The sequence below is a fragment of the Sphingomonas sp. HDW15A genome (assembly GCF_011301715.1).
Taxonomy (GTDB): Bacteria; Pseudomonadota; Alphaproteobacteria; order Sphingomonadales; family Sphingomonadaceae; genus Sphingomicrobium.
Genome location: NZ_CP049870.1, coordinates 444131 through 468120 on the forward strand (window position 1 = coordinate 444131; position 23990 = coordinate 468120).

Annotated in this window: 21 protein-coding genes and 1 pseudogene; 10 read left to right on the plus strand and 12 right to left on the minus strand. The window is 62.5% G+C overall.

Annotation, left to right across the window (positions count from 1 at the left end):
- Positions 1-340: 340 nt before the first annotated feature.
- The 8 genes from G7076_RS02375 to G7076_RS02410 all read right to left on the minus strand — a co-directional run bounded on the left by G7076_RS02375 (position 341) and on the right by G7076_RS02410 (position 7288).
- Positions 341-1594, minus strand: coding sequence for an N-succinylarginine dihydrolase (locus G7076_RS02375; RefSeq protein ID WP_166200107.1), 1254 nt, complete (start codon positions 1592-1594; stop codon positions 341-343).
- Positions 1591-2604: an arginine N-succinyltransferase gene (locus G7076_RS02380; RefSeq protein ID WP_166200109.1), complete on the minus strand. Its 1014-nt coding sequence runs from the start codon at positions 2602-2604 to the stop codon at positions 1591-1593. Before G7076_RS02380 ends, G7076_RS02375 begins: the two co-directional genes overlap by 4 nt.
- Positions 2601-3803, minus strand: a complete 1203-nt coding sequence (locus G7076_RS02385) for a hydrolase (RefSeq protein WP_166200111.1) — start codon at positions 3801-3803, stop codon at positions 2601-2603. Before G7076_RS02385 ends, G7076_RS02380 begins: the two co-directional genes overlap by 4 nt.
- Positions 3804-3863: 60 nt before the next feature.
- Positions 3864-4835, minus strand: a complete 972-nt coding sequence (locus G7076_RS02390; protein WP_166200113.1) for a L,D-transpeptidase family protein — start codon at positions 4833-4835, stop codon at positions 3864-3866.
- A gap of 59 nt (positions 4836-4894) precedes the next feature.
- Positions 4895-5365, minus strand: a complete 471-nt coding sequence (locus G7076_RS02395; RefSeq protein WP_166200115.1) for an RNA pyrophosphohydrolase — start codon at positions 5363-5365, stop codon at positions 4895-4897.
- A gap of 79 nt (positions 5366-5444) precedes the next feature.
- On the minus strand, positions 5445-6212 hold the full coding sequence (locus tag G7076_RS02400; RefSeq protein WP_166200117.1) for a hypothetical protein: 768 nt from the start codon (positions 6210-6212) through the stop codon (positions 5445-5447).
- On the minus strand, positions 6209-6997 hold the full coding sequence (locus G7076_RS02405; protein ID WP_166200119.1) for a hypothetical protein: 789 nt from the start codon (positions 6995-6997) through the stop codon (positions 6209-6211). Before G7076_RS02405 ends, G7076_RS02400 begins: the two co-directional genes overlap by 4 nt.
- Positions 6998-7060: 63 nt before the next feature.
- Positions 7061-7288 (minus strand): tautomerase family protein, encoded by a 228-nt coding sequence (locus tag G7076_RS02410; RefSeq protein ID WP_166200121.1) that lies wholly within the window; start codon positions 7286-7288, stop codon positions 7061-7063.
- A gap of 171 nt (positions 7289-7459) precedes the next feature.
- Between G7076_RS02410 and G7076_RS02415 the strand changes: the two genes are divergently transcribed.
- From G7076_RS02415 to G7076_RS12315, 8 genes are all read left to right on the plus strand, one after another.
- On the plus strand, positions 7460-8053 hold the full coding sequence (locus G7076_RS02415; protein ID WP_166200123.1) for a helix-turn-helix domain-containing protein: 594 nt from the start codon (positions 7460-7462) through the stop codon (positions 8051-8053).
- Positions 8054-8238: 185 nt separating this feature from the next.
- Positions 8239-10119, plus strand: a complete 1881-nt coding sequence (locus tag G7076_RS02420) for a 2-oxoacid:acceptor oxidoreductase subunit alpha (protein ID WP_166200125.1) — start codon at positions 8239-8241, stop codon at positions 10117-10119.
- A gap of 79 nt (positions 10120-10198) precedes the next feature.
- Positions 10199-11212 (plus strand): 2-oxoacid:ferredoxin oxidoreductase subunit beta, encoded by a 1014-nt coding sequence (locus tag G7076_RS02425; RefSeq protein WP_166200127.1) that lies wholly within the window; start codon positions 10199-10201, stop codon positions 11210-11212.
- On the plus strand, positions 11209-11787 hold the full coding sequence (locus tag G7076_RS02430) for a periplasmic heavy metal sensor (RefSeq protein ID WP_166200129.1): 579 nt from the start codon (positions 11209-11211) through the stop codon (positions 11785-11787). The genes G7076_RS02425 and G7076_RS02430 overlap by 4 nt, the downstream gene beginning before the upstream one ends.
- Before the next feature lie 18 nt (positions 11788-11805).
- Positions 11806-12765: a metal-dependent hydrolase gene (locus tag G7076_RS02435; RefSeq protein WP_166200131.1), complete on the plus strand. Its 960-nt coding sequence runs from the start codon at positions 11806-11808 to the stop codon at positions 12763-12765.
- An 8-nt stretch (positions 12766-12773) separates the two neighbouring features.
- Entirely contained in the window at positions 12774-14018 is a 1245-nt protein-coding gene (locus G7076_RS02440; RefSeq protein WP_166200133.1) for a cyclopropane-fatty-acyl-phospholipid synthase family protein, read from the plus strand.
- Positions 14015-14854: an RNB domain-containing ribonuclease gene (locus tag G7076_RS12310; RefSeq protein WP_240913837.1), complete on the plus strand. Its 840-nt coding sequence runs from the start codon at positions 14015-14017 to the stop codon at positions 14852-14854. Before G7076_RS02440 ends, G7076_RS12310 begins: the two co-directional genes overlap by 4 nt.
- A 148-nt stretch (positions 14855-15002) precedes the next feature.
- Positions 15003-15392 (plus strand): hypothetical protein, encoded by a 390-nt coding sequence (locus tag G7076_RS12315; RefSeq protein WP_240913838.1) that lies wholly within the window; start codon positions 15003-15005, stop codon positions 15390-15392.
- Here the strand turns inward: G7076_RS12315 and G7076_RS02450 are convergent.
- Together G7076_RS02450 and purF are read right to left on the minus strand one after the other, a co-directional pair.
- Positions 15389-16105 (minus strand): SDR family NAD(P)-dependent oxidoreductase, encoded by a 717-nt coding sequence (locus G7076_RS02450; protein WP_166200135.1) that lies wholly within the window; start codon positions 16103-16105, stop codon positions 15389-15391. The genes G7076_RS12315 and G7076_RS02450 overlap by 4 nt on opposite strands.
- A 10-nt stretch (positions 16106-16115) precedes the next feature.
- A pseudogene (gene purF, locus G7076_RS02455) lies at positions 16116-17599 on the minus strand (amidophosphoribosyltransferase).
- A 103-nt stretch (positions 17600-17702) separates the two neighbouring features.
- Between purF and G7076_RS02460 the strand changes: the two are divergent.
- Both G7076_RS02460 and G7076_RS02465 read left to right on the plus strand, forming a co-directional pair.
- Positions 17703-18080, plus strand: a complete 378-nt coding sequence (locus tag G7076_RS02460) for a MerR family DNA-binding transcriptional regulator (protein WP_166200137.1) — start codon at positions 17703-17705, stop codon at positions 18078-18080.
- Between the two features lies 1 nt (position 18081).
- Entirely contained in the window at positions 18082-19878 is a 1797-nt protein-coding gene (locus G7076_RS02465; RefSeq protein ID WP_166200139.1) for an acyl-CoA dehydrogenase C-terminal domain-containing protein, read from the plus strand.
- Between the two features lie 3 nt (positions 19879-19881).
- Here G7076_RS02465 and G7076_RS02470 read toward each other — a convergent pair whose 3' ends face one another.
- Both G7076_RS02470 and G7076_RS02475 read right to left on the minus strand, forming a co-directional pair.
- A complete protein-coding gene (locus G7076_RS02470) occupies positions 19882-22563 on the minus strand; it encodes an EAL domain-containing protein (protein ID WP_166200141.1) in 2682 nt (893 codons plus the stop codon).
- Between the two features lie 109 nt (positions 22564-22672).
- Positions 22673-23956: an MFS transporter gene (locus tag G7076_RS02475; RefSeq protein WP_166200143.1), complete on the minus strand. Its 1284-nt coding sequence runs from the start codon at positions 23954-23956 to the stop codon at positions 22673-22675.
- Positions 23957-23990: the final 34 nt, after the last annotated feature.

A 23990-nucleotide genomic window follows, 5' to 3' on the forward strand; every position in this document is an offset into this window, starting at 1 on the left:
CCGGACCCACTCCTTCGAAGCTCGCGAAGCCATGACGGGGCCGGTCGCCGGAGCCGGGTCAGGGCGGACGGAATCGAGCAGCTTTGCGCCCGCGACGAAAACCACGCCCGTGCACAGGACCGCAAAGACCCAGCCCAAGGTGCCGGGGTAAATCTGCATGTAATGCTGACCCCGTTCGACGGCCCCGACGGCGATGGCGTACGTCACGAGATACGCTTCGAAGCGGGTCTTGATGGTGAACAGTCGGGCGAGGCGCTTCAACATGACTATGGTTAAGCAAACGCCGTGCCATTGGCGGAGTTCCGCCAAAAACCCGTTAACACCCAGCCGCAGTTGTTAACTATTCCGACTCTTCGAGTGTCTCCAGCCCAAGCTCGGCCAGCAATGTGCGCCGCGCAGCGACGACAGTCTGGACGAAGGCAGGGTCCTGGATCGCGCCTGAATGGGCCTCGCTCGGCCAATGCGCCTCGATCACCTTTTCCAGACGATCAAGCTTGGCATCGTCGACCAAAAACCGCGGATCGACCTCGACCGGATCGCACTGCACACGAAGGCGCAGGCAAGCCGGGCCTCCCCCGTTGGCCATGGATTGGCGGACATCGACATATTCGACCCGGCGGATCGCGCCGTTGGAGGCGAGATGGCGGTCGATCCATGCCTTCACGCTTGGCGTCTCGGCGCATTCGGTCGGCGCGACGAGGGTGGTCGTTCCATCTTCGAGGATCACCAGCTGCGAATTGAAGAGGTAGGACGTGATCGCGTCACCGAGCGAGACGTCGGCCGCCGCAACCTCGACAAGCTCGAACCCGTCGATCCGTGCTTCGCACCAATCGAACAATGCCGCCTTGTCCGCGAAGGCCTGCTCGTGCGCGAAAAGCACGCGCCCGCTGGCAACTGCGACGACATCGTTGTGGAAGGCCCCGGCAGCGATGGCCGAATCGCTCTGCGCCGCAAAATATGTTCGGTCAGGATCCAGCCGGTGAAGGCGGGCGACGGCTTTGGATGCTTCGAGATGCTGCCGGGCGGGGAAAGGACCGCCTGAAACGCCGTATACGAAAATCTCGACCCCCGGCTGGCCATGCGAAGGAGCAAGCCGCATGTGGTTGGCCGCCCCTTCGTCACCGAAGGAGGGCACGGGCGCATGAACCGTGAATGCCGGGGCGGCGAATGCCAGCCGCAGCTGCGCCAAGGTCGCCCGCCATTCGTGACTGCGATGCGGCATGGTCTGGAGATTGGCGACGGTAAGATGGCAGCGGCCGTCAGAGGTGTCGGGGGCCGGGCTTACCGTCGCGGCGTTGGCAGCCCACATTGACGATGCGCTCATGGCATTGGCCGCAAGCACCGGCTCGGCATCGTCGAATGTCACGCCGAGGCTTGCCAGCCATCCGGTGGCGGGTCGCGGCTGCGGAACGAGAATGCCTTGGGCGAGGCCGAGCGCCAGGTTGGCGCGCATTTTCTCAATGCCCTGCAGAGCCGCTGCACGCGGCCTCGAAACGTGTCCGGCGTGGCGTGAGGAAGCGAGATTGCCAAGGCTCAGTCCGGCATAATTGTGACTCGGGCCGACAATCCCGTCGAAATTGATTTCGCGGATCATCGCGGCGCGACCAGCACCCGGTCGCCGGGGCCGATGTCAAGCGCCCGAAGGGCATTGTCGTCGACGAGAAGCTCGCCGTTGGCAGTCCGTTGCACTTGGCCATAGCAAGCGGCGAAGTGGTGATATGTGCCAGCTGCGATGATCATGGTCTCGCCGCCGCTGGCGCTGCCGCCCACGAGTTGCCATTCGGAATCGCGCACCGTGCGGATCTTGTCCGTGCGTGCGGTGACTGTCGGCCCTCCGTCGAAGATGTCGACATAACCGTCCCAGTCGAAATTTTCGTGCTCCAGCATCTTCATCGCAGCCCGGCCGGTGGGATGTGGCTGACCAATTACGGACTGAGCGCTTTCCGGAAGCATGGAGACGTAAATCGGCGATTTCGGGAACAGGTCGGCGATGAACTGGGTCCCATGGACGGCATTGAACTCGTCGGCTTCCGGAAAGCTCATTCCAAAGAAGCGACCGCCGATCGCGTCCCAGAAGGGCGAGTTGCCGCCCTGGTCCATCACTCCGCGAAGCTCGGCGAGCACGACATCCCCGAAGCGCGGCCGATGCTGCTTGATGAACAGATAGCGCGAGCGTGCGAGAAGCATCCCGAGACCGCCTGCCCGTTCATGCGGGTGGAGAAAAAGGCCGCCGACCTCGCTCGACCCCTCAAGGTCGGTCGTGAGGTTGAGGGTCTGGTTGCGAAAAATCCGACCGAGTTCCTCGCTCTTCTGGGTGAGGGTCGAAATCAGGTAAGAATAAAACGGCCGGTCGGTGCCAACCGCGCCGAACACCTGGCAAGTGCCGCGGATCGATTTGCTTTCGATATCCTCGAGCACGAACACGTAAAGGTCGTCGCCCGCAGTCTCGCCTTTCCGGCCGAAGCCGGCTTCCGACCGCTCCAGTTTCTTTTCCAGCGTGGGCCGGTCCGCGGGAAGGTTGGTGAACCCGCCGCCGGTCAGCTTGCTGAGATCGTAAAGCGCGCGAAGGTCGTCGGGCCGCGCAGCCCGAATCCGTCGGGTCATGCGTCCTCCGCCAGCCGAAGGATTGTGAGGGCCGACAAGGCTGCCCGCTCTTTCAATGACTCGACGATCAGATATTCCTCCGGAGAATGAATTTTGCCGCCGCGAACGCCCATCGTATCGATGACCGGCACTCCGCAGGCGGCGATGTTGTTCCCGTCACAGACCCCGCCGGTTGGCTTCCAGTCGATCGACTGGCCGAGGTCGGCGCCGGCCTGACGGACGATACCGAACAGCGTCTCTATTGCCGGGGTCACCGGTTTTGGCGGACGAGCGAAATGGCCGTGAACCTGAATCGTGACTTCGTGGTTGGCCGCGACCATCGCCACCGACGAATCGATCAGGGACTGCGCTCTGGCCTGATCATCAAGCGTAGCGGGCCGGACATTGACTCGGAGCACCGCGAGGTCCGGGACGACATTGTTCGGACTTCCCCCATCTATCCGCGCCGGATTGACGCTTAGCCTCGGACCCATTCCGTCCTTCAGCCGGATTGCGAGCTCGGCAGCGGCGACCAGCGCGTTCCGGCCGTCTTCGGGATTGCGGCCTGCGTGCGCCGACCGGCCGTGAATGGTGAAGTCGAAATTACCGCTTCCCGGCCTTGCGCCCGCCAATGTTCCGTCGGGCAAGGCGGCAGGCTCGTAGGTCAGCGCTGCCCGCTTCCCGCGAGCCGCCCTCGCCAGAAGCGCCGCGGATCCCAGGCTGCCGACTTCCTCGTCGCTGTTGATGACGACCTCATAGCCGATGTGTTGCTCGTCGATGGACTCGACCGCCTTCAGTGCTGCGAGCATGACGGCAATCCCGCCCTTCATGTCGGCGACGCCTGGCCCGCCGAGAATGCCATCGTCGAGCCAGCTGAGTTCCTGAAACGGATGGTCCGGACCGTAGACCGTGTCCATATGACCCGTGAAGAGAAGCTGCACCGGGGCATTGGGACGCACCGTCAGGTGAAGGTTGCGGCCATGCTCCAACGGGATCTTGCGGCCCGCGGCATCGACGGACTCCACTGGTGCCGCCGCTTCCAGCACCAGCTCGCAGGGAAGTGCGGAAAAGGCGTCGGCGAGCATTGCAGCGGTGGTCTCGAGGCCGGCGAGGTTGCGCGACCCGCTGTTGACTGCGGCCCACGCCTCGACCTGTTCGAGCATCGGCTCTGCCGAGGCCCGCTCGACCGCTTCTCGTTCCGTGTTGGACAACGCCCCCATGGGCGCACTTCCTAGCCGCGCAACGCCCTCAACGCCACACCGTGCGGCGCTGCAATTTGCTCAGCGCGCCACATCGTCCTTTATGACGTCGAGCTTTTGTCCGGGGCTGCCGGCTTTCAGCGATTCGGGAGTGACGATGACCACGCTTCCCGGACGAAGCACGCCGGCGACCGCGTGGCGGAAGCCGGCCGGCGCTTCGAAGCGCCGTCCCTCCTCGGCCGACACATCCATCCCGGCGCCGTGGCCCGAGAATTGAAGTTTCATCCAGTGCTGACCAGTGGTGTCCCAGGCGCGCAGGACGTAGGCGAGGCCCCCGCCGAGATCGCCATTCACCCGGACCGGAGCCGATCCGATCTCCACCCCGCCACGCATCACGATGGCGCGCCGGTCTGCAGCGCTGACGACAACCGACACCATTCCGCTGGTCGAGCGATCCGGGTGCCAGGAATAAGCCGCTTGCCCCAGTGGGGCAGCATTTTCCGCCGCGGACGCATTGGACAGCAGCTGCGGCGCCCTGGCCGTCTCCGGAACGCCCGGGATGCTGGTGATGACCACTGTCATGCCGAGTTTCGTCGCGCCGAAAAGCAACTCAGAAAAACCGTGCGGAAGCCGGATGCAGCCGTGCGATGCAGGATAGCCCGGAAGCTTGCCGGCATGGAGAGCGATGCCTTTCCAGGTCAGCCGCTGCATATTGGGCATCGGCGCGTTGTCGTAGGTCCGCGAATAATGTTCCTTCGCTTTTTGAAGGATCGTGAATACTCCCGTCGGGGTCTCATATCCCGGCTTTCCGGTCGAAACGCTCGACGCCGCGATCGGCACCCCATTGCGGAAGAGGACGGCTCGCTGGGTTGCAAGATTGACGATCAGCAGCGTCGGCCCGGCAGGGCTTCGCTCAGGGGCCCAGACGAACTGACCGTTCTTCAAGGTCGCCGCGGCCTCGATCAGCGACCGGTCGCCGAGCGGGACCTGTTGAGCGGTGGCGCTCGTGGCAAGGATGAAGGCGGCGGCGAGGGGGAGGATTCGGATAATCATGATAATGATCTTTTGGAATGGCGCGGATCACAGCCGCTATCGGGAAATCCCCTTAGGGCTCACATCAGCGGCGCGAAATCCTCGACCAATCGGCGGTAGAGGTCACGCTTGAACGGCACGATGATGTCGGGAAGGTGCGTCGCCTCGATCCACTTCCAGTGCGAGAATTCGGGAGTTTTGGTGCCGATGTTGACGTCATCGTCCGTTCCAAGGAAGCGCGCCAGGAACCAGTCCTGCTCCTGGCCGACCCACTTCTCTTTCCAGATAACGCCGATCAGCTCCTCGGGAAGGCGATAGCGCAACCGCTGCGGATGGCAGCTAAGCTGTTCGATCAGGTGCGGGCGGATTCCGGTTTCTTCTTCGACCTCGCGAAGCGCGGCAGGCCAAGGCTGCTCACCCTTGTCGATTCCGCCCTGGGGCATTTGCCAGGCCTCGTCGGTGTTATCGATTCTGCGCCCGACCCACACTTCCTTGCGGTCGTTGATCAGCATCACGCCGACCCCGCGGCGATATTGCTCTTTGTCGCTCATACGCACCGATTAGCGGATGAAGTTGGCACTCACTAGATGATTTACGGACCGATCCCTTGTGTCACGAATGGCCTTAAGATCACGTGTCCGCGCCGATCCTTTCAGTAACGATCCGGGCCGCCTCCTTGATAATGTTCGCCTGCGTAATCTGATTGGCAACTGCGGCCCGATGCCAATGGAGCTCCCCGGCGAGATCGGTTCGGGCGCGAAGGCGCGATGCCGTACGCTCCGATTCCTTCGGCTCTAATTTAATATTGCAGGTAGATGGGAGTTCGTAGCCAAACCGCGCATCGCCTATCACGCGGTCTCCACAGCGCTCGCGGATCTGGGCCTGGATCGACCCCGGGATGATCTTGCGGACTTCCTCGCGATAGCGGCTGGAGACGGAATCGAGGTCGATTATCGAATAATCGTACGACATGACCACGGCGAGATTCTGGCGAAGCAACGGATCCTTGATGTCCCGCAAATGGTCCGCCCCGAAGATCGTCGCCCAGACGTCCGTGTTATTGCCAATGCCGTTGATCTGGCTTGCTTGATAGGCGGCAATAATGAACTCGTCGTCGGTGATTGTCGGATCACCATTCCAGGCCGCCGCAGCTCGGTCACCGTAGGCGCCGGCGGAGCGATAGTAGCGCTCGACTCCGTCGATGTAGCGGACGAAAATCCCTAGTTCGCGATCGAGCTGCTCGAGCAATTCAGCCGTCTGCCGCCGTTGCAGCCGTTCCTGATTCCAGTTCGCGGCAACGATTCCAAGGAACACGCCCGCGACGATCAGCACGAATTCGATTGCGACGGCGGTCCAATTTTGTGTTCGTAGGTGATGGGTGACTCGGCGAAGGATCATGACAGGGCAGGCTCCGTCTTGCCGTTTTCGACAATCCGCGCGACTACCTCCCGCGTTTGCCGTTCGAACAGGTCCATGTTGGACAAGAAGGCTGCGACAGCGGCGCGATGCCAACGCAATTGCCGGGCCAGGTCGGGTTCCGCACGGAGCGCAGAAGCAGCGCTCGCCCATCGGCTCGACGGAAAATCCAGGTCGCAAGTTGCCGGAAGGTGCTGGGTCAGAGGCTTATCCGGGGTCACCGTATCGCCACAGCGCGCGCGTATCGCGTCCTGTATGTCCACTGGAATGACCTGGCGGACGTTCTGGCGGTAAGGCGTGTCGACCGCGGGCATGTCGATCATGTCGAAGTTCAGGGTCATCAGATTTGCCAGGCCTCGCCGTAATTCCGGATCGCTGATGTTCGCGAGCTGGTCTCCGCCGAAGACGCGCGTCCAGTTCACGGCGTTGACTCCGAAGGTGTAGACCTGGCTCGCTTGATAAGCCGAGATCACGAACTGCTCGTCGCTGGTCTTGGGGTCGGACTCCCACCCCGCGAACGCCGTGGAGGCATAGTCGCCGGTGATAGCGTAATAGGTCTTGGCGGTTTCGAAGAAGTCGATGAAGCTGCGCAGGCCCGGCTTCAGTTCCTCGATCATTCGCTCAGTCGCGCGCCTTTCAAGACGGGCCTGGTTCCAGTTCGAGACCTGCGTTCCGATGAAAACGCCGATAACGACGATCGCCAGTTCGATCCCGATCGCGAACCAGTTTTGGGCACGAAGATTCGCTGCGAAGCGCTTGTAGATCATGCCGGCCCCCTGCCAGGAGCCGGCACAATGCATGTCTTTCGAAGTTTTCGAAAGTCTTGGGCGTCAGGCCGCCTTCAGCTTGCCGCCCATGTCGTGCACGGCGGCTGCGTTGAGCCGGTTGCCGCCAATCGCCCAGTCGCCCTGTTCGACCTCCATGATCCGGACCCAGGTCACCGGGCGCATCTCTTCGCCTTCGACCTCGATCATCGCTTCGGTCACCTTCTCGATCAGCTCGGCCTTCTTCTGCGGGCTGAAAACATTCTTGATTACGTCGATCGTCACGAGTGGCATTGTCTTGCTCCATTCATTGGGCGCCGGCCAATCCGGCGATGACGATCAAATGGCTGAATGGAGGAGCCGCGAACAGTTCACTGAATGAAGCAACGCACTACAGATTTTGAAGTATCGCGGGTGGTGCAGGCGTCGTATCTTGCCGCTTGTCATCCTTGAAGGGAGAACCCGATGAGATACGGCCAGTTCTGCCCGGTCGCGAAAGCAACCGAACTGCTCGGCGAACGCTGGACGTTCCTGATCGTTCGCGAGTTACTGATGGGAGGACGTCGCTTCAGCGAGCTCCAACGGGGTCTTGGCGAGATTTCGCCGGCGCTGCTCACGGCGCGGCTGAAGATGTTCGAGGAGCAGGGACTGGTCGTCCGTCGCCAGATACCAGGCCAGCGCGGTTTCGAATATTTTCCGACCCAGGCATGCGAAGCATTGCTTCCGGTGATCGTCGCGCTTGGTGAATGGGGGCTTCTATGGGCCCGGCAAACGCTAAGCGCCGACGACTTCGACCCTGAATTCCTCATGTTCTATCTTGAGCGGAGCGTCGATCCTGCTGCGCTGCCGGGCGGGAAACAGTCATCCAGTTCCGTTTCCTTGACCTCAAGGACCAATGCAAATGGTGGCTTATCGTCAAGGGCGAAAAGACCCAGCTCTGCCTGGTCGACCCGGGCCGCGACGTCGACGTGTGGATCAACACCACAGTTCGAACCATGCATGATGTTTGGATGGGCGATCGCTCATACCGCTCGGCGATCGACAGCGGCGACCTGGTGATGGAAGGCGACCCGACACTGACGCGGCGAATGTCGACTTGGATGAGACCCAGCGCCTTTCATGATTCGAAACGCGTCCCTGTTCCCCAGCAGCTTCGAGCGGCAGCCTGAACCGAGCACAAGACAGTGGCATAAGGGCGCTCGCGGTCTTATGAGGCATCGCGTTCTCTAAGTTCAGGAATTTTCATGGCCTCGGCCACTCATATTGTCACCCCAGAAGACGCCCGCGCCAATCCGCCCCGCGACGCGGTCGTCGTCCGTTTTGCCGGCGACAGCGGAGACGGCATGCAGCTGACCGGCGGCCAGTTCACGCTCTCGACTGCGCTTGCCGGCAACGATCTCGCCACCTTCCCCGATTTCCCGGCGGAAATTCGTGCGCCGCAGGGGACGACGTTCGGCGTGTCTGCCTTCCAGATCAATTTCGGATCGACGGCGATCGAGACCGCGGGCGATCAGCCGGACGTGCTGGTAGCGATGAACCCGGCAGCACTAAAGGTGAATGTTGGCCAGCTTCGGGACGGCGGGCTGATCATCGCCGACGAAGGTGAGTTCACGGCCCGTAATTTGGCCAAGGCCGGTTATGACGCCAATCCGCTTGAAGACGGCAGCCTCGCGCGTTGGACCCTCGTCAAGTTCAACATCAGCCAACTGACCCTCGACGCGGTGAAGCCATTCGGCCTCGGCAACAAGGAGGCCTTGCGCTGCAAGAACATGTGGACGCTGGGCCTCGCGCTGTGGATGTTCGACCGGGACCGAGCGCCGATCTTGGACTGGCTCAAGACCAAGTTCGCCAAGGCGCCGGAGCTTGCCGAGGCTAACATCGCCGCGCTCAACGCCGGCCATGCCTATGGCGAGACGGTCGAAATCGGTGGGCAGGTTCACAAGACCCATATTGACGCCGCGCCTTCGGAGCCTGGCCTCTACCGAACCGTGACAGGCGCCGAAGCGCTTGGCCTGGGACTCGTTGCGGGTGCGCAGCTTGCGGGCCTGAAGATGTTCTTTGGCTCCTATCCCATTACGCCCGCCAGCCCGATCCTTCATCATCTCTCGCGTCTCAAGGAATATGGAATCATTACATTCCAGGCGGAGGACGAGATCGCGGCCATTTGCGCCGCGCTCGGCGCATCTTACGCGGGTCAGCTCGGAGTTACCTCGTCATCGGGGCCCGGCATCGCACTAAAGGGCGAGGCCATGGGCCTGGCGGTTATGACCGAGCTTCCATTGGTCATCGTCAACTCGCAGCGCGGCGGGCCTTCGACCGGCCTGCCGACCAAAACCGAGCAGTCCGACCTCTACCAGGCCGTCTATGGCCGCAACGGCGATGCACCCATGCCGGTGATTGCGGCGCGCTCGCCGGCCGACGCCTTTGACTGCGCAATAGAGGCTTGCCGGATCGCGACCCGCTACATGACGCCCGTAATGCTTCTGACCGACGGCTACATCGCCAATGCGGCTGAGCCGTGGAAGGTGCCGGACATGTCCGGATACGCTCCATTCCCGGTCCATTTCTTCGATCGGGAGCCCGCAGAAGGCGATGACGTCATGCCCTATGCCCGCAATGCCGATCTCGCTCGCCCGTGGATCAAGCCGGGCACGCCGGGCCTCGAACATCGCATCGGTGGAATTGAAAAGGCGCCGGGCAGCGGAAACATCGACTATTCGCCGGCCGCACACGCGGAAATGACCCAAACTCGGGCGCAAAAGATCGCAAATGTCGCTGACTCCATTGCCGATCAGGACATTTGCCTCGGCCGCGAGGGCGCGGCCCTTTGCGTCGTTGGCTGGGGCTCGACTTTCGGCCCGATTCACCAGGCGGTGCGGCGAGCACTGGCCCGCGGGTTGGATGTTGCGCACGTCCATATCCGCCACATCGCGCCGATGCCGCACAACATGGCTGGCCTGTTGAAGGGCTTCGGCCGTATCGTTGTTCCGGAAATGAATACCGGCCAACTCAAGACCCTGCTTCGCGACCAGTTCCTTGTCGATGCGAAGCCGATCAACAAGGTTTCCGGCCAGCCGTTCACGATTGCCGAGATCGAGGCGGCGATTGAGCAGGCGCTGAAATGAAACCCATCAATGCCTGGCCGATGATCGCCCTGCTGATCATCGTCGTTTTCATGATCCTCTGGTTTGGCGGATATTTGCGATGAACGACATGACCACCGTCACCACCGCCAAGGACTGGGCGTCCGACCAGGAAGTGCGCTGGTGCCCCGGCTGCGGCGATTATGCCGTCCTGAAGGCGGTCCAGCGTACGATGCCCGATCTTGGCACGGCCCGTGAGAAGACCGTCTTCATATCGGGAATCGGCTGCTCCAGCCGCTTTCCTTATTACATGGCGAGCTACGGCTTCCACACCATCCACGGCCGCGCCTGCGCGGTGGCGACCGGCGTCAAGCTCGCCAATCCCGAGCTTGATGTGTGGATTATCACCGGCGACGGCGATGCGCTGAGCATCGGCGGCAATCACACGATGCACCTGCTTCGCCGCAACCTCGATTGCCAGCTGCTGCTGTTCAACAACGAGATCTACGGTCTGACCAAAGGGCAATATTCGCCCACCAGCCGGATCGGCACACGCAGCCCTTCCACGCCGTTTGGCTCGGTCGACCGGCCGGCGCGCCCCTGCGCCTTCGCGCTGGGAAGTGGCGCGCGCTTCGTCGCCCGTGGCATCGACGTCCACAAAAACCTCGTTGACGTGATGAAGGCGGCCCATGCTCACAAGGGTGCGGCGTTCGTCGAAATTTTCCAGAATTGCATTGTCTACAACGACGACGTCTTCGCGCCCTTCACCGACAAGTCCGTCGCGTCCGAAAAGCAGCTTTGGCTTCAGGCGGGCGAGAAGATGCTGTTCGCCGGCGGCACCAAGGGGATCGCGCTCGACCGCCAGGCGCTCGCGCTGAAAGTGGTCGATGGCGACAGCGACGAGGTCCTCGTTCACGATCCGCGCAATCGCAGCGTCGCGCACATGCTCGTGGAAATGCCCGGCGAGGGCTTCCCGGTCGCCCTCGGCGTCCTTTACGACGACCCCGCGCCGACGTTCGAAGCAGCAGTCCTGGAACAAAATGCCGCTGCGAGCGAGGGCAAGTCACCCGATATTCAGAAGCTGGTGAGCAAGGGTCAGACCTGGCAAGTCGAAAAGGAGCCGAGAGCCGAATGAGCCTGTTTTTGCTTTTGCTTGCCCTGCAAGGCGCCGAGCCCGTTTCCGATCCGCCACCGCTTAAGGTGAAGCCGTCGCCGCAAAGACCGGCCCAGCCTGCAGTCGTAAAGGCGCCTGGCGGCGCGAATCCCACGATCACTTACGTTCCGGCCAAGCCGAAACCTGACGACGCCCCGACCAGGGCGGTCGTCATTCAGACACCTACCCCAGCCAGCGATGATTCTCCATTGGCTTCCGTCAGCGAAGCCGCGCGAGCCCGGCTTGCACAGGAAAGGCAGGCGGACGCCGCGCGCCGCAGCGAACTTCGACGGGAGATGATCGCCGCACAGGACGCGATAGCCAAGGTTCTTGCCGCCGAGCCGCTCGATCTCGGTGCGCTCAAGGCCGCGCTCGAACGCCGTGATCAAGTCATGGCCCAGTCCCGTTCCAAGGTCACACTGGCGGTCATGGACCTGCTTGGCGACATTCCGGCGGACGAGCGCCTGACCGTCGCCAAGGCGCTCATCGAGAGCGAGGGGGCTTCCTCGCGCCCCGCGCCGGAACCGAAGCCGAAGCCAGCGCCCGTCGGCCGCTAAGCGCCGCGAACCGGGGCAATGGACAATTTGACGCATAGCCTTGCAGGCTGGGCGCTCGGCCAGGCAGGCCTGAAATCGACGACACGCAAGGGTCTCGCGGCACTTATCCTCGGCGCGAACATGCCCGACATCGACGTATTCTTCGGCGGTTTTGCTTGGGAACCGCTCGAAACGCACCGCGGCTTCACGCACAGCATCTTCGGCGTTGCCGTTCTTCCGCCGGTCCTTTTTGGCCTGCTTCTTCTTCTCGACAGATGGCAGGTTTCTCGCGGGGCAGTTTTCCAGAGTGGCCTGGAATTGCACAAGGGCTGGCTCTTCGCCCTTTCTTATCTCGGCGCGCTCACTCACCCCTTGCTCGACCTGCAGACAACCTACGCAGTGCAGCTCTTCTCGCCTTTATCCGGCCTTTGGTATCACGCCGACAGTCTTTTCATCATCGATGTGTGGGTCTGGAGCGCGCTATCGCTGGCCATCGCCTGGTCTCGGAAAGCGCAAGCCAAGGGTCGCGAGTGGCGCACATTGCCGCAATACGCCCTTGGCGCGGTGCTGGTTTATGTCGCCTTCAATTTCGGCCTCAGCGACACGGCAAAATCACGTGTGATGGCGCGGTCCGCAAACGCGGACGCCGTGTTCGCGTCGCCTGAGCCGGTCCTCTCCTGGCACCGGCAGCTCGCGTGGCGGGAGGACGGCAAATATTATTTTGCATTCTTTTCCCCCCTTGGCGGCCTTGGCCCAACCCATGGTCCAATCTTTCCGAACATGGATCATCCGCTCGTCGAGGAAGCGCGGCAACGCGACCCCGAAATGCGCCGTTTCCTGCGCTGGTCCGTGATTCCATTTGCCTGGGCGAGCCGGGAGCGTTGCGCGGTCCGCCTGTCAATCGGCGACGCCCGCTATCTCGATCCGGAAAACGGTTCGCGATTGAAGCGGGACACGCTGCTTCCCCGCCCTTGCCAACCTGCTCCGCCGGCTCGATAGGCGGCGCGATGGCCAGCCGGGGCGAACATTTGCTGCGCACGGGCCTGCTGTTCGGGAACGGCAGCGGCATCCTCGGCCGTTTGTTCGCGCGCGGCTTCGCGCGGGTGCTCGACCATCTCGACGAACGCATTGCGCAGGGCGGGATCGAGGCCACCTTGCCCGACGGCAGCCGCCGAAGGATCGGCTTTCATTCGCCCGGCCCCGTGGCGGTCGTCCGGCTCAACAGCTGGTACGCGCTGGTGCGGCTGGCAACTTCGGGATCGATCGGCTGGTACCGGGCATGGGCGAAAGGGGAGTGGACTTCGCCCGATCCCGTCCCGCTGTTCGCCTTGTTCATGGCCAATGCGGCGTCGCTCGGCGACGCTGCCAGAGCCAAGGGGACCGTCCGGCTGTTCAACGCTCTCAAACACCGTCTTAAGGACAATGCCCCCAGGCAGGCTCGCGACAATATCGCCGCCCACTACGATCTCGGCAATGATTTCTATCGCGAGTGGCTCGACCCGACGATGACCTATTCCTCGGCGTTGTTCGGTGGGAACCGCGACCTCGAAGCCGGCCAGCGCCGCAAGGTCGAAACGCTCCTCGACCGGCTGGACATCAAGCCCGGCGATCGTTTGCTGGAGATTGGATGTGGCTGGGGATCGCTGGCAATCGCGGCCGCACAGCGCGGCGCCAGGGTCACAGGCCTGACATTATCCACCGAGCAAAAAGATTGGGGGGATGCAAAGGTTCGCGAATGCAATTTGCAGGACCTGATCGAGATCCGGCTCCAGGATTACCGCGATATCGACGAACGGTTTGATGCCATTGCTTCGGTCGAGATGGTCGAGGCCGTCGGCGAGCGCTGGTGGCCGGCTTACCTTGATTGCATCGCGCGCAACCTCAAGCCGGGCAGCAAGGCGGCACTGCAGATGATCAGCATCCGGCATGAGCTGTTCGCGGCTTATTCGACCAGCGCGGACTTCATCCAAGCCTATATCTTCCCTGGCGGCTGTTTGATCGATGAGCAGCGCTTCGAAGTACTCGCTGCCGACCGCGGCTTGAATTGGCAGGACCGCCATGGCTTCGGCCTCGATTACGCGGAGACGCTGAAGATCTGGCGGTCGCGCTATGACGAGGCGGTGAGGGGCGGGCGGCTCAACGAGTTCGCGCCCGCCTTCCATGACCTCTGGCGCTACTACCTTATGTATTGCGAGGGTGGATTCCGGGGGCGCGGAATTGACGTCGCACAGGTCACGCTGGTGAAATCTTGAAGACGGTAAAGGATTGGACGGGGGCACTCGCGTCCGGGCTCGATGCGATCCGGCTGCAATACCAGCTTCCTTCGGCGTTCCCGGCGGAGGTCGAGGATGCGGCCAGGGCGGCTGCTCGCCGTCCGCTCACCGGCTTCGCGGATCGCACCGCAACGCCGTTCGTGACTCTCGACCCGAAAAGCTCGGTCGATCTCGACCAGGCATTCGCGATCGAGCAGTCGGGAAGCGACATCGTCCTCCACTATGCAATCGCCGATGTCGGATGGTTCGTCTCGCCGGCCGATCAACTGGACCGCGAGGCATGGGCGCGCGGCGAGACCATTTACCTGCCGGACGGCAAGGTCCGTCTATACCCGGCAACGCTGAGCGAAGCCGCTGCGAGCCTGCTGCCCGATGCGGACAAACCCGCGATCATTTTCACTGTGCGCGTTGCGCCGGATGGCGAGGTCGCACTCGAGTCCGTCGAACGGGCGAAGATCCGCAGCCGGGCCAAGCTTGCCTATGCGGATGTGCGGCCGTCGGACCTGCCTGCCGGGTTCCCAGAACTGGCGGAGCGGATCGCCGCGGCGGAGCTTCGCCGGGGCGCGGCGCGGATCGACCCGCCGCAACAGGAACTGATCAAGGTCGACGGCGGCTTCGAACTAGGCTTCCGCCCAATGTCGCCCATTGAGCAAAGCAACGCGGCCATGTCGCTGGCGGCAAACCTGGCCATCGCCAGGATGCTCCATGACAACAGGACCGGCCTGTTCCGGACGATGGCCGAGCCGGGAAAACGAGCCATCAAGCGGCTTCGCCATTCCGCGACGGCATTCGGGGTCGACTGGCCCCGACGATGAGCCTCGAGGAACGCGAGCGAACGCTCGATCCTTGCGACAGAAAACATGCCGCTTTCATGCTCGCAATCCGGCGCGCGGGTCGCGAGGCCGGCTATACCCCTATCGCGAGGGCGAAACTGCCTGGCATTCCGCGGTAGCGGCGACGTACGTGCACGCCACCGCTCCGCTCCGCCGCCTTGCCGATCGCTACGTTGTCGAAGCCGCGCTCAGCGTGGCGAACGGAAAGCCCGTTCAACCGGAAATTGCGGCAGCATTCGAGCCACTGGCAGAGGTAATGAAAAAGGCCGACGCAAAAGCCGCGCAGGTGGACTCATCCGTCATCGAACTGGCCGAGTCCGTGGTTCTCAGTGACGACGTCGGCAGTTCGTTCGAGGGGCGCGTTACCGATCTCGATCAGCGCGGTGCGAGAATCCAGCTTTGCGACCTTCCGGTCATCACACGGGTGGCGGAAGACAGTCTTGCGCTCGGGGACAGGGTTTTCGTTCGGCTCACCGAAGTCGATCCCGTCCGGCGCTTGGCTCGATTCGCAATCGCCTAGGACCCGACGCGAACCCGTTCGCCGGTCACCGCATTGCTCGTCAGCCTTTCGACGATTGCCTTGGCGACGGTTTCGGGCGGCTTTAGAGTCGAAGGTTCCTCGCCCGGAAACGCCAGCTGCCGCATTCGGGTCCGTGTCGATCCTGGGTCGACAATGTGGACCCTGATCTTGCCGGAATGCTCGGTTTCTTCGGCGTAGCTCAGAAGCAGGTTCTCCAGCGCGGCCTTCGATGCCCCGTAACCGCCCCAGAAAGCGCGCGGCTCCGAACCCACCGACGAAGTGATCCCGACAATGTCTGCTTTCTGCGATCGACGAAGCATCGGGTCAAAGGCTTGGATCAGGGCCTGGTTCGCGAAGACGTTGAGCTTGAAAACGCGCTCAAGCTCCTTGGCGTCCAGGTGCTCGACCGGTGAAAGACTGCCGAGCAGGGCCGCGTTGAGCACGAGGATGTCGAGGTTCCCCCATCGTCCGCCGATCGCTTGTGCCAGCTTGGCGACATTCTCCCGGTCTGCGAGATCCATCGGCGCGATCGTCGCGGTTCCGCCAGCCTGGTGGATCTTCTCCTCGACCTGTTCGAGCGCCTGCGCGGTGCGGGCGACCAGGATGACATGCGCGCCGGCCGCAGCGAGCGCCTCGGCCGTTGCCGCGCCAATCCCGCGGCTGGCGCCGGTGACAAGCGCGAGTTTGCCGGAAAACGGCTGATTGTCCGTCATCGATACTTTCCTAGTTTGCGTCGGCGCTGGCAGCGAACCGGGCTCGCATCGCCTCTTCCTGGCTGATGTCGCTGGCCCCGGCCGGATGGTCGGTTAGCGTGGTGGGATAGGCGCCGGTGAAGCAGGCATCGCAACGCTGCGGCGCATCCGGGTCGCGCTCGTCGCCCAGCGCGCGATAGAGGCCATCGATACTGATGAAAGCCAGGCTGTCGGCCTGGATGAACTCTCGCATCGCCGCGATGTCCATTCGGGCCGCTAGCAGCTTCGACCGCTCCGGCGTGTCCACGCCGTAAAAACAGGAGAAGGCTGTTGGCGGCGACGCGATCCGCATGTGCACTTCGGTCGCGCCGGCATCGCGCATCATCTGAACAATCTTCATGCTGGTCGTTCCGCGAACGATCGAATCGTCGATGAGAACGATTCGCTTGCCCTGATCAGCGCCTGATTGGCGTTGTGCTTCAGCTTCACGCCGAGCCGACGGATTTCCTGGCTAGGCTGGATGAAAGTGCGCCCGACATAGTGAGAGCGGATGATCCCGAGCTCGAACGGGATTCCGCTTTCCTGGCTGAAGCCGAGCGCCGCGGGCACTCCCGAATCCGGCACCGGGACGACATAGTCCGCATCGACGGGGGCTTCGCGCGACAGTACCGCCCCGATCTGCTTGCGAACTTCGTATACGGACTTGCCCTCCGCAATGCTGTCGGGGCGGGCGAAATAAACATGCTCGAAGATGCACGGGCGCGCGCGAACCGGGGCGAAAGGCCGGATCGACTTGATTCCGCTTTCGCTAACCAGAACCATTTCTCCCGGCTCGACTTCGCGAACGAAGCTTGCGCCAATGACGTCGAGCGCCACCGTCTCGCTGGCAAAAATCGTCGCGCCGTTCAGCTCACCCATCACAAGGGGCCGAATGCCCAGCGGATCGCGGCAGGCGATCAGCCCGTCGAATGTGAGGCAAAGTAGCGAATAGGCGCCTTCGACCTGTTTCAGCGCATCCACCAGGCGATCGACTGGCGCCTCATATTGGGAGGTCGCGGCAAGGTGGATGATGACTTCCGTGTCGCTCGTCGACTGGAAGATGGAGCCGCGCTTCACCAGCCGGTCACGAAGGGCCATCGCATTCGAAAGATTGCCGTTGTGCGCGACCGCGAATCCGCCGGCGGCCAGCTCCGCGAATAAGGGCTGCACGTTGCGAAGCGCCGTCTCGCCGGTAGTCGAATAACGGTTGTGGCCGATGGCGACGCTGCCGGCCAGGCGCTGGATAACGTCTTGCCGGTCGAAATTGCCCGCGACGTGGCCCATCGCCCGATGCGCATGGAAGTGCGTGCCGTCGAAGCTGACGATCCCGGCCGCTTCCTGGCCGCGGTGCTGGAGCGCATGGAGACCGAGCGCGACAAAGCCGGACGCGTTTTCCGCGCCCCAGATGCCAAACACGCCGCACTCTTCGTGCAGCGTGTCGCCGTCGGCTTCGGCAAAGGGCAAAGTGGTGAACATGACCTCGGCGATTCGTCGTCGATGGCGCGCCTATAGCTGCGCTTGTGCGGGTTGTCGCCTGCCATCCGTTGACCTTTACGGAAACGTAAAGTATTTGACCGCTATGCTCTCAGCCAGACGCTATTCTATCGGCGAGATGTGCGAAGCCTTTGCGGTGACCGCCCGTGCACTTCGATTCTATGAAGACGAGCAGCTGATTGCTCCCGAGCGCCGCGGAACCACGCGACTCTACACGGACCGCGACCGGGCAAGGCTGGCGTGGATCCTGCGCGGCAAGCGGGTCGGTCTAAGCCTCGCCGACATTAAGGAGTTGCTTGACCTTTACGACGTTGGCGACGGCCGCGAGACACAGCGCGTGAAGACCATCGAACGTTGCCAGGAGCAGGTCGACCGGCTCGAAAGGCAGCGGGTCGACATCGATGCGACTCTTGCAGAGCTCAACGAATTCATCAGCCTTTTGAAGGGCCAGGAGAGGAACTGAGATGCCGGTCTATTCCGCCCCAGTGCGCGATACGAAATACGTCCTCGATCACATCGTCGAGCTTGGCAAGTATGACAATCTTCCGGCCTTCGCCAATGCTTCGCCTGACATCGTCGAGGCCATCCTGACTGAGGGTGGGCGATTCTGCGACGAGGTGCTGGCACCGCTGAACCGCGTCGGCGACCAGCAGGGTTGCAAGCGCAACGACGATGGTTCGGTGACAACCCCTCCTGGCTTCAAGCAGGCGTGGGATCAATTCGTCGCCGGCGGATGGACAACGCTTCATGCGCCCGAGGAATACGGCGGGCAGGGCCTGCCTTCAGTTATTTCGACCGCCATCGCCGAATATATGTGCAGTTCGAACCACAGCTTCGAGATGTACAACGGCCTGACTCAGGGCGCGATCGCTGCGCTTTTGGTCAAGGGGTCCGATGAGCAAAAGGCAAAGTATCTGCCGAACATGGTGAGCGGTCGGTGGACCGGTACCATGAACCTCACCGAGCCACATTGCGGCACGGATCTCGGGCTGCTCAAGACCAAGGCCGTCTCCAATGGCGATGGAAGCTATGCCATTACCGGCACCAAGATTTTCATATCATCGGGCGAACACGATCTCAGTGACAACATCATTCATATGGTGCTCGCGAAAATCGAAGGCGCGCCAGACAATGTGAAAGGGATCTCGCTGTTCCTTGTGCCGAAATTCCTCGTCCACGACGACGGGTCGCTCGGCGAACGCAATACGCTTCAGTGCGGTTCGATCGAGCACAAGATGGGGATCCACGGCAATTCGACCTGCGTCATGAATTATGACGGAGCGAAAGGCTGGCTGGTCGGTGAGGCGGAAAAGGGCCTCGCTGCAATGTTCATCATGATGAACGCAGCGCGCCTTGGCGTCGGCCTTCAGGGATTGGCCCAGGGCGAGGTCGCTTACCAGAATGCCGTGGCCTACGCGAAGGATCGCCGCCAGGGCAGGGCACTCAAGCCCGAGGACCGCGACGATAGCGCCAAGGCCGATACATTGTTCGTCCATCCCGACGTTCGTCGCATGCTGATGAGGGCAAAGGCCTTCAACGAAGCCGCGCGGGCGCTGATCTTGTGGGGCGCGCTTCAGGTCGATCTCGTCCGCAAGGCCCAGACCGATGAAGAGCGGCAAATGGCCGACGACCTGGTCTCCCTCCTGACACCGGTGATCAAGGGCTACCTCACGGATCGCGGCTTTGAGACCACGGTCGACATGCAGCAGGTGTTCGGCGGCCATGGCTATATCGCCGAATGGGGCATGGAACAGTTTGTCCGGGACGCTCGCATCGCCCAGATCTACGAGGGTACAAACGGTATCCAGGCGATGGATCTCGTTGGCCGCAAGCTTGCCAAGGATGGCGGCCGCGGGGTGCGTGCGTTCTTCGAAACGGTCGCTCGAGACATCGCAGAATCACGGGCCGCCGGGGACCCGGCCGGCCTTGCCGGACCGCTCGAGAAGTCGCTGGAGCACCTTCAGGCGGCGACGATGTGGATGGCTCAAAACGGAATGGCTGACCCCAACAACGCGGGTGCTGGCGCTTACGCCTATATGGAACTCATGGGTTTGGTCAGCCTCGGCTGGATGTGGCTTCGCATGGCGGCTATTTCGGAGCGGCTTCGTAAGCAGCCCGACGAAGACAGCGCATTCCACGATGCGAAGATTGCCACGGCACGATTCTACGGCGCTTACGAATTGGTCGAGACAGGCGCGCTGCTGCGCAGAATTGAAGCGGGAGCGGAGACGGTAATGGCCTTGCCGGTGGCCGCTTTCTAGGGATCAGACGGCGGCCCTTTCCTGCCCGACGTACCAGGGCTGGAGCATCGTAACGTCGTTCCGCTTTTCGCGCCGGGGAGTCAGGCGCTTGAGGTCGAAGTCCTCGTCGAACTTGATTCCGAACCGGTTGGACTGGGCCCAACGAACAGCTCCGATTACCGGCCCCACGCCGACGATGTCGAGCGTCAGCCGGGTGCCGGGAGCGACCGGCTGCATGCACTCCACCAGCGCTCCGTTTGCCGAGATGTTGCGGAGGCGCACCTCGATCCGACTGCCGTCTATCGCCGTGATCGCCCGGCGCATCAGGCTCTGGCGCGGCTCACGGACGCAGGAGAAGCCTTCCGCCTCGACGCTGGATTGACGGGTCAGTTCGCGCGCCTTGTGGGGGCTGCCGGGTTTGCCGAAAATATATCCCTGGATCTGGCTGACCCCGAGTTCGCGGATCAGCTGAAGGTCGTCGTGGGTCTCGACGCCTTCCGCGGTCGTGTCCATGCCAAGGCTCTCGGCGAGGCTGACGATGGCACGAATGATCGCGGCATTGCGGTTGCTGGTCGACGCCGCGCCGCGAACGAAGCTCTGGTCGATTTTGATCTTGTCGAACGGCGCTTTCTTCAAATAGCCGAGCGACGAGTAGCCAGTGCCAAAATCGTCGAGGGCAAGCCGCACGCCAAGAGCCTTGAGATTGGCGAACGTCTCTTCGGTCGCGTCGCTGTCCGCCAGGAACACGCCTTCCGTGATCTCGAGCTCGAGCCGCTCGGCGCGCAACCGGTGCATTTCGAGTGCGGCCGACACTGTCGCGACGATAGATGGATTGTTGAACTGGATTGGCGAGAGATTGACGGCGACGCGCACCGTGTCGGGCCAGTGAGTGGCTTCCTCGACAGCGGTGTCGAGAACGAAATTCCCGATCTTCTCGATCATCCCGCATTCTTCGGCGAGCGGGATGAACTTCGCGGGCGAAATCGAACCGCGAACCGGGTGTTCCCACCGGACCAGCGCCTCGAATCCGCAAACGTCTTCTCCCGCGGTGCGAACGATCGGCTGGTAGACCACCGACATTTCACCTCGGTCGATGGCCTGCCTGAGGTCATTCTCGAGCGCCTGCCGGTCCGTTGCTTCGGAATGCATCGACTGTTCGTAGAAGCAGTGCTTGCCCCGGCCTGCGGCCTTTGCTGCGTAAAGCGCGAGGTCTGCGTTACGAATGAGGGCATCGGCGCAGCCGCGACCCGGGTCGCCGATGCATATCCCAACCGAAGCACCGATTGAAACCTTGTGACCTTCGATCATGTACGGGCGCGACACCTGCTCGATCAGAGTCTTCGCTAGAGCTTCGAGAAGACCGGTCTCGACCGTTCCGGGAAGCACGGCCTTGAACTCGTCGCCGCCAAGGCGTCCGACCTGGCCGTGATTGCCCATGACGGATTTCAGCCGCTCGGCGACCTGTCGCAAAAGCGCATCGCCGATCGGGTGGCCGAGCGTGTCGTTGACGTTCTTGAAGCGGTCGAGATCAATTAGGAACAGGGCGCAACCCTTCTGCCTGCGGGCGGCGTTGCGAAGTGCCTCTTCAAGGGTCTGGCGCATCATGGCCCGGTTGGGCAGCCCGGTCAGCGAGTCAAATCGCGCAAGACGGGAAATTTCCTGTTCGGACCGGCGCTGTTCCGTGAGGTCGGTTCCGATGCCGCGAAATCCCATAAACCGGCCGTTGGCGTCGAAGATCGGGTTGCCGGATAGCGACCAGTGAATGTCCTCGTTGGTGGCAGCACGAACGACCACGTCGCTGAACGGGAACCGCGCGGACAGGTGAAAGCCCAAGGTCCGGTCTTCACGAAGTCCGTTATCGGCGCCGCTGTCGACGGATAGAAGGTCCGTGAACTGGCGACCGAGCAGCGCTTCCGGCTGGCATTCAAAATCGTCGGCGAGCTGCTGCGAAACGTAGGACAGGGTTCCCTGGCTGTTGGTCTCCCAGAACCAGCCGCGGCCGCTCGTCTCGAACTCGTTGACGAACTGCAGGGCCTTGTGGGCTTCTTGGTCGAGGGAAAGCCGTTCCCTTGCCACCTTGATCGTCGTCCGAGCGCTGAGCACACTGTAAACCACGAAGACCAGTGACAGCATGGCGCTGCCGATGGTCATCATCGCTGAATCCTGGAAATAGGCCGCGCAAATCGTTCCGGTCAGGGCGCATGTCACGGCGAGCGGCGGAGAGGCGATGACGGCGACGACGCAGGCCACGATCCCACCACCGACAAGCACGGCCAAACCGACATCCTGCATCGTCGCGCCTTGCGCGGCGACATAGCCGAACAGGCACCAGGCCGAAGTGCTGACAGCTGCCATTGCGCACATCCACCATGTCACCGTTCGCGCGCTGACGTGCATCCGGTCGAGCCTGCGGTTGCAGAATGCCCAGCAGCAGTCGAGTGCGAGGACTGCTCCGGCAAGGAATGCCATGGAGGCGATGTCGCTGGTCGCACCAGTCAAGGAGCAGTGAAGCAGGATGAGCACTGCCGAAACGGCATGAGCGAGAGCAAGTAGGATTGGGATGTGGCCAAGATGGGCAAGGCGCTGGGCAGCGATGGAATGATCGCTTCCGCTTGGCGTCCGAACATCGAAAGATAGCGCCTCGAGCCAGCGGGCCTGGGCGCTCAATTCCTGTTCTGCACTGGTCGCGAATCGACTCCGACGCATGTTCACCTCAGTCCACGCGCCGATTATTCGTTCATCCGGGTTAACGGCTCGGCGAACGAAAAAGGTTGTCGATAATTTAGGGATGTTTTTTTGGGCGCTCGGGCGGACCTTACGCCATTTCCTTCGCTACCTCGTCGGGCGGAAGGAAAGGGGGCGGATCGAACGTCTTGGCTCGCCTCAACTCGGGGAAGATGACGCTCCAGAGCCCGGCAACTCCGATCGCCGCAGCTCCGCCGAAGACAACAGCCCCGACCGGGCCCAGAAGCGCCGCCACTAGGCCGGACTGAAGCTCACCGAGTTCGTTGGAGGCCGAGATCGCCAGCCCCGATACTGCCGATACCCGTCCGCGCATCGAATCGGGCGTGTGCAATTGGACCAGGCTCGAACGGACGTAGACCGATAACATGTCCAGCATGCCAAGCAGGGCGAGGGCGACGAGGCTCAACGTCATGGATTTGGAGATGCCGAACAATATAGTCATGGCGCCGAAGCCCGCGACCGCCAGAAGCATCTTGATGCCGACATTCGAGCGCAGCGGATACCAAGCATAGTAAAGGGCCAATAAAGCGGCGCCGGCCGCTGGTGCGCCTCGAAGCAGGCCGAGGCCCTCCGTGCCGACTTTAAGGATGTCACGGGCGAACACCGGAAGCATGGCCGTGGCGCCGCCAAGCAGGACGGCGAAAAGATCGAGCGTGATAGCGCCGAGCAGGAATCGGTGGCCGCGCACATAGCTGAGACCGTCGATCATCTGCCGGAAGGGATGGGCGTGACCCGTGATCGCCGGCGGCCGTACCTTGCGCACCGGCGTCAGAAGCAGGATCGCAAGGGCCATCAAGCATGCGGAGGCCCAATAGGGCATGGCCGGATCTGCCGCGTACAGGAAGCCTCCGAGGGCCGGTCCGCATACCGAGCCGACTTGCCATGCGATCGAGCCCATGGCGATGGCCTCGGGCAGGATCTTGGCGGGCACGATATTTGGCGCGATCGCCGCCATCGCCGGCCCCACGAACACCCGGGCGACGCCATGAAGGGCGGCGAAAGCGAACAGGATAGGAAGGGTCAGTGCGTCGTTCGCGGTCAGCCAGCCTAGGGTCAGTGCGACGCATAGGTCGATTCCATTAGCGATCCGCGCCACAGTCCTGCGCTCGAACCGGTCCGCGACCCAACCCGCCACTGGCGTAAGGATGGCAAGCGGGAGGAACTGCGCCAGGCCCAGCAGTCCGAGCTGCAATGACGCCTCGCGGATCGACATGCCATATTCGCTGCGCGCGACATCGTAGACCTGGTAGCCAATGATGACGACCATCCCCATCGTCGCGAGGACCGCGGAAAAGCGTGCCAACCAGTAAAGCCGGAAATCACGGATTCGGATGGGTGCGGGGAGGGCAGGCATTGCCTCGGCGCCTAGCGGCTCGACAAGCATGGCG